This window comes from Streptomyces sp. (genome assembly GCF_019510245.1).
Taxonomy (GTDB): Bacteria; Actinomycetota; Actinomycetes; order Streptomycetales; family Streptomycetaceae; genus Streptomyces.
The window spans coordinates 1-4,766 of sequence record NZ_JAEKKT010000448.1 but is presented as its reverse complement, the minus strand read 5'-3'; the positions used below and the strand labels follow the sequence as shown (position 1 = coordinate 4,766).

General features: G+C 71.8%; 4 protein-coding genes and 1 pseudogene. 3 read left to right on the top strand and 2 right to left on the bottom strand.

Features of this window, described 5'->3' with window-relative positions:
• On the bottom strand, positions 1-677 hold a 677-nt coding region (locus tag JF597_RS53800), incomplete at its 3' end, for a molybdopterin-dependent oxidoreductase (protein WP_294014372.1).
• Positions 678-979: 302 nt separating this feature from the next.
• Between JF597_RS53800 and JF597_RS53795 the strand changes: the two genes are divergently transcribed.
• The 3 genes and pseudogenes from JF597_RS53795 (at position 980) to JF597_RS53785 (ending at position 4,399) form a co-directional block, all read left to right on the top strand.
• Positions 980-2,500, top strand: coding sequence for an amino acid adenylation domain-containing protein (locus tag JF597_RS53795; RefSeq protein WP_294014371.1), 1,521 nt, complete (start codon positions 980-982; stop codon positions 2,498-2,500).
• Positions 2,497-3,619: pseudogene (locus JF597_RS53790) on the top strand (hypothetical protein). Before JF597_RS53795 ends, JF597_RS53790 begins: the two are co-directional and overlap by 4 nt.
• Positions 3,620-3,631: 12 nt before the next feature.
• Positions 3,632-4,399: an enoyl-CoA hydratase-related protein gene (locus JF597_RS53785; protein ID WP_294014369.1), complete on the top strand. Its 768-nt coding sequence runs from the start codon at positions 3,632-3,634 to the stop codon at positions 4,397-4,399.
• Between the two features lie 44 nt (positions 4,400-4,443).
• On the opposite strand, the gene JF597_RS53780 is transcribed toward JF597_RS53785, so the two are convergent.
• On the bottom strand, positions 4,444-4,766 hold a 323-nt coding region (locus JF597_RS53780), incomplete at its 5' end, for an ElyC/SanA/YdcF family protein (RefSeq protein WP_294014368.1).

The following is a 4,766-nucleotide window of genomic DNA, read 5'->3' as shown; positions in this document are numbered from 1 at the left end:
CCGAGCGCCAGCGCGAGGTCCGTCCCCGGCCGGGGCATCAGATGCAGGTCGGCCTGTTCGGAGGGCTTGGTGCGGCGCGGGTCGATGACGATCAACGTGCCGCCGTTCTCCCGCAATTCGGTGAAGAACCGCAAGGACGGCGGCATGGTCTCGGCGAGGTTCGAGCCGACGAGGATCACACAGCCCGACTTCGGGATGTCCTCCAGCGGGAAGGGCAGCCCCCGGTCCAGGCCGAAGGCCTTCATGCCGCCGGCCGCCGCGGACGACATGCAGAAACGCCCGTTGTAGTCGATCTGCGAGGTACCGAGGACGACCCGCGCGAACTTGCCCAGCGTGTACGCCTTCTCGTTCGTCAGGCCGCCCCCGCCGAAGACCCCGCACGCGTCCGGGCCATGCTCCGATCGCGTGCGGGACAGCCCCTCGGCGATCCGGTCCAGGGCCTCGTCCCACGTGGCGGGCACGAGCGTGCCACCGGAGCGCACCAACGGGGAGGTCAGGCGCACCCGGGACGAGAGCACCGCGGGTGCCGTACGGCCCTTGCCGCACAGCGCCCCCCGGTTCACCGGGAAGTCCGCGCGCTCGCTCACCTCGACGGTCCCGTCCGGAGCGGGGGTCAGGTTCATGCCGCACTGCAGGGCGCAGTACGGGCAGTGTGTGGGCGTCGCGGAGTTCGGCATGTCCTTCAGCGTGCTTCGGCCGTGTTACGCCGATGACGGCTCCGTGTTACGCGGCCAAGACGGCGACCTCCCGATCGGCGCCCGGGAGCCGTGAGGCGCATACGCGCCCACCTGAGAGTCGTCGCAGGGCGGTGCGGAGGTTGCCTGCGATGTGAAAGACGCCACATGTGGCGCATTCCGTTGCGTGTTTGGCCGAGCACGCATTGTTGAGAGTTGAAAAACCGCGGCTACAGTCGAGCGCGGATCCAGCTTGGCGCCAGGCAAACCGTCATGCGAGAAGCCAGCCAGGAGGTTCCCCCAGCATGCCTCTGCGCCATTTAGCCCCCCGCGACCGGTACCTCTTCCGGGTCTACGGCCACGGCCCCGCCGTCCCCGTCCCCGACCCGCTCGTCCACCGCGCCGTCGAACGCCGTGCGGCGGCCACCCCGCGCGCCGTGGCCGCCGAGCACGCCGGCGCGACGATCACCTACGGCGAGCTCGACCGGTACGCCGACGCCCTCGCCACCCGTCTGATCCGCGAGGGCGTACGGCCCGGCGACCACGTCGGACTCTTCGTACGCCGCTCCATCCCGATGCTCGTCGGCCTGCTCGGCATCCTGAAGGCGGGCGCCGCCTACGTCCCCCAGGACATCGGCCTCGCGCCCCCGGCCCAGCTCGCCCACGTGATCCGCATCGCCCGCACCCGGATCGTCCTGACCCTCGCCGAGCACGCGGCCCGCGTCCCGCGGGGCCCCCACGTGATCACCCTCGACGAACCGCTGCCGTACGAGCCGGCGAGCGCGCCCCCGCCGACCGTGCGTCCCGACGACGGCTGCTACGTCCTGTTCACCTCCGGCACCACCGGAAGCCCCAACGGCGTGAAGGTCACCCACCGCAACGTCGCGGGCCTCCTCCTCACCGAACCCGGCGGTCTCGGCATCCGCCCCGGCGACCGCGTGGCCCACCTGCTCAACGTGGCCTTCGACATGGCGGCCTGGGAGATCCTCGGCTGCCTCACCCACGGCGGCACCCTCGTCATCCGCGGCCGGGACATCACCGCGACGGCCCGTACGGCCGACGTGCTGATCGCCACCCCGACCGTCCTGTCCGGCATCGACCCGGCCGGCTGCCCGCGCGTCCGCACGGTGGCCGTCGCCGGAGAGCCCTGCCCGCGCCCCCTCGCCGACCGCTGGGCCCGCCAGGCCGCCTTCCACAACTGCTGCGGACCGACCGAGACGACCATCGTCAACACGATGAGCCGCCATGACCCGGCGGCCCCCCTGCTGACCATCGGCCGCCCCACCCCCAACAACACGGTCTACGTCCTGGACGCCGACCGTCGCCCGCTGCCCATCGGGGCGGTCGGCGAGATGTGGGCGGGCGGTGACGGGGTCTCGGCGGGCTACCTGGACAACCCCGCGCTGAACGCCGAGCGCTATGCCCCCGACCCCTTCCTCGGCGGCGACCACCGTATGTTCCGCACCCGCGACCTCGGCCGCTGGACCCCCGACGGCGAGCTCGAACACCTCGGCCGTACCGACGACCAGGTCAAGGTCCGCGGCTTCCGGGTCGAACTCGACTCCGTCTCCTCGGTCCTGGAATCGGTCGAGGGCTGCGCCCGCGCGGTGACCCTGAAGCGCGATGCGCGGACCCTGGTGTCGTTCGTCAGTCCGGCGGACGTGGACCCCGACGCGGCGAGGCGGGCGGTGGCGGAGGCGTTGCCGTATTACTGCGTGCCCGAGCGTGTCATGGCCCTGACACACCTGCCGGAGACCGACCGCGGCAAGATCGACAAGCAGGCCCTGCTGCGGATGGCCGACGAGCGCTTGGCGGTGGCCCGATGACGACCGCACCCGTGCGCGAGACGACCGACCTCCCGCCCCTCACCTCCGCGGCGAGGCGGCTCCTGAAGCACCCGCGGCTGATGCACTACAACCGGCTGGCCGCACTGGTGATCGCGGCCAACCTGGCCTTTCTGTGGGCGGCTTGGCCCCTGTCGACGCGGACCCTCGGCCACGCGGCGCTCGCCAACCTCGCCCTCGCCGTGATCGTCCGCCAGCAGTACGTCGTCAACCTCCTCTTCCGGCTGGCCACCTGGCCCCCGCCGACCTGGCCGCTGAAGATCCGCTGGACGCTCGGAAAGGTCTACCACTTCGGCGGACTGCACGTCGGCGGAGCACTGGCCGGGACGGCCTGGTTCCTGGCACTGACGGTCACGACACCCAACGGCCCCCTGATGGCGGTCGGCTGGACCCTGCTGGCCCTCCTCGCGCTCATCGTCGCCACCGCCCTGCCCCGCGCTGGTCACCTTCAGCGTGGCGCTGCCCTGGCTACGGCTGCGCAAGGTGGCCGTACGCCTCGAACGGCCCTCCTCCCACGTCGTGCTGGCCCGCTTCGACCACGGCGAGACCCCCTTCGCGGGTTCCTCCACCGCGATCAGCCGCAGCCCGCTGAGGGAGTGGCACTCCTTCGCCAACGTCCCCGCACCCGGCGAGCCCGGCTTCCGGCTCACCATCTCCCGGGCCGGCGACTGGACGGGCGCCTTCATCGACGACCTGCCGGCGAAGGTCTGGGTGAAGGGCATCACCACGGCCGGAGTCGCCAACATCGAGACCCTGTTCACGAAGGTGGTCTACGTGGCGACCGGCAGCGGCATCGGCCCCTGCCTGCCCCACCTCCTCGCCGCCGAGGTCCCCTCCCGACTGGTCTGGGCGACCCGCGACCCCCGCGCCACCTACGGCGACGCCCTCGTCGACGAGATCCTCGCCGTCCAGCCGCACGCCGTGGTCTGGGACACCTCACGGCGCGGCAAGCCCGACATGGTGCGCCTCGCGTACGAGGCCTACCGGGACTTCGGCGCCGAGGCGGTCATCTGCATCTCCAACAAGAGGCTGACCTGGCAGGTGGTGCACGGCCTGGAGCGGCGGGGGATTCCGGCGTACGGCGCGATCTGGGACTCCTAGAAGGGGACGTCGATGAACAACCTGAAGCTCGAACGGCACGGCGGGGTCGTGACCGTACGTCTGCACCGCCCGCACGTCCGCAACGCGCTCAGCTCCGAGTTGCTGTCCGAACTCCTCGACGTCCTGCGCCCGTTGGACGCGGACCCCGAGGTCGGCTGCTACGTCGTCACCGGCTCGGAACGCGTCTTCGCGGCGGGAGCCGACATCAGGGAAATGGCCGGGAAGTCGGCCGTGGACATGGCGGCCGAGGACTACTTCGCCGCGTGGGAGGAGTTCGCGGACCTGCGCACCCCGAAGATCGCCGCCGTCAACGGCCATGCGCTGGGCGGAGGCTGCGAACTGGCGATGATGTGCGACCTCGTCATCGCGGGGGAGTCGGCCGTCTTCGGACAGCCGGAGATCAAGCTCGGCGTGGTCCCGGGCATCGGCGGCACCCAGCGCCTGACCCGCCTGGTCGGCCACGCGAAGGCGATGGACCTGGTCCTCACCGGCCGCACGATGGACGCGCGGGAGGCGGGACGCTGCGGTCTCGTCTCCCGGGTCGTACCGGACGACCGGGTCCTCCCGGAGGCCCTGGAGGCGGCCGCGACCATCGCCTCGTACGGGCGTACGGCGGTCAGGGCGGCCCGTGAGTGCGTGCACCAAGCCCTGGAGACCGGCCTGCGCGACGGCATCCGCTTCGAACGCCGGGTCTTCCACGCCCTGTTCGCGACGGCCGACCAGAAGGAGGGCATGACCGCGTTCCTGGAGAAACGCGCCCCGCGCTTCACCGGGCGGTGAAGCGCGCCTGGGGGCTGGGCGCGGCGCCCCGCCCCCAGGTCACCTCAGCGGCGGGCCGAGGCCAGCGCGTCCGTGACACCCGGCTCCTTCGGCCCCAGGAACCGCGGATCCGGCCGGAGCACCACGTCCGCAGCCGCCTTGCCCGCTGCGAAGAGCTCCCGGGTGCCGCCGTAGTACCAGGTGGCGTCGTGCTTGGCGTCGACACCGATGCCGTACGACGTGACACCCGCCGCCTGGCACAGCGCGACCGCGCGCCGGATGTGGAAGCCCTGGCTGATGAGCACCGCCTTGTGGACGCCGAAGATCTTCCTGGCGCGGACACAGGAGTCCCAGGTGTCGAAACCGGCGTAGTCGCTGACGATCCGCG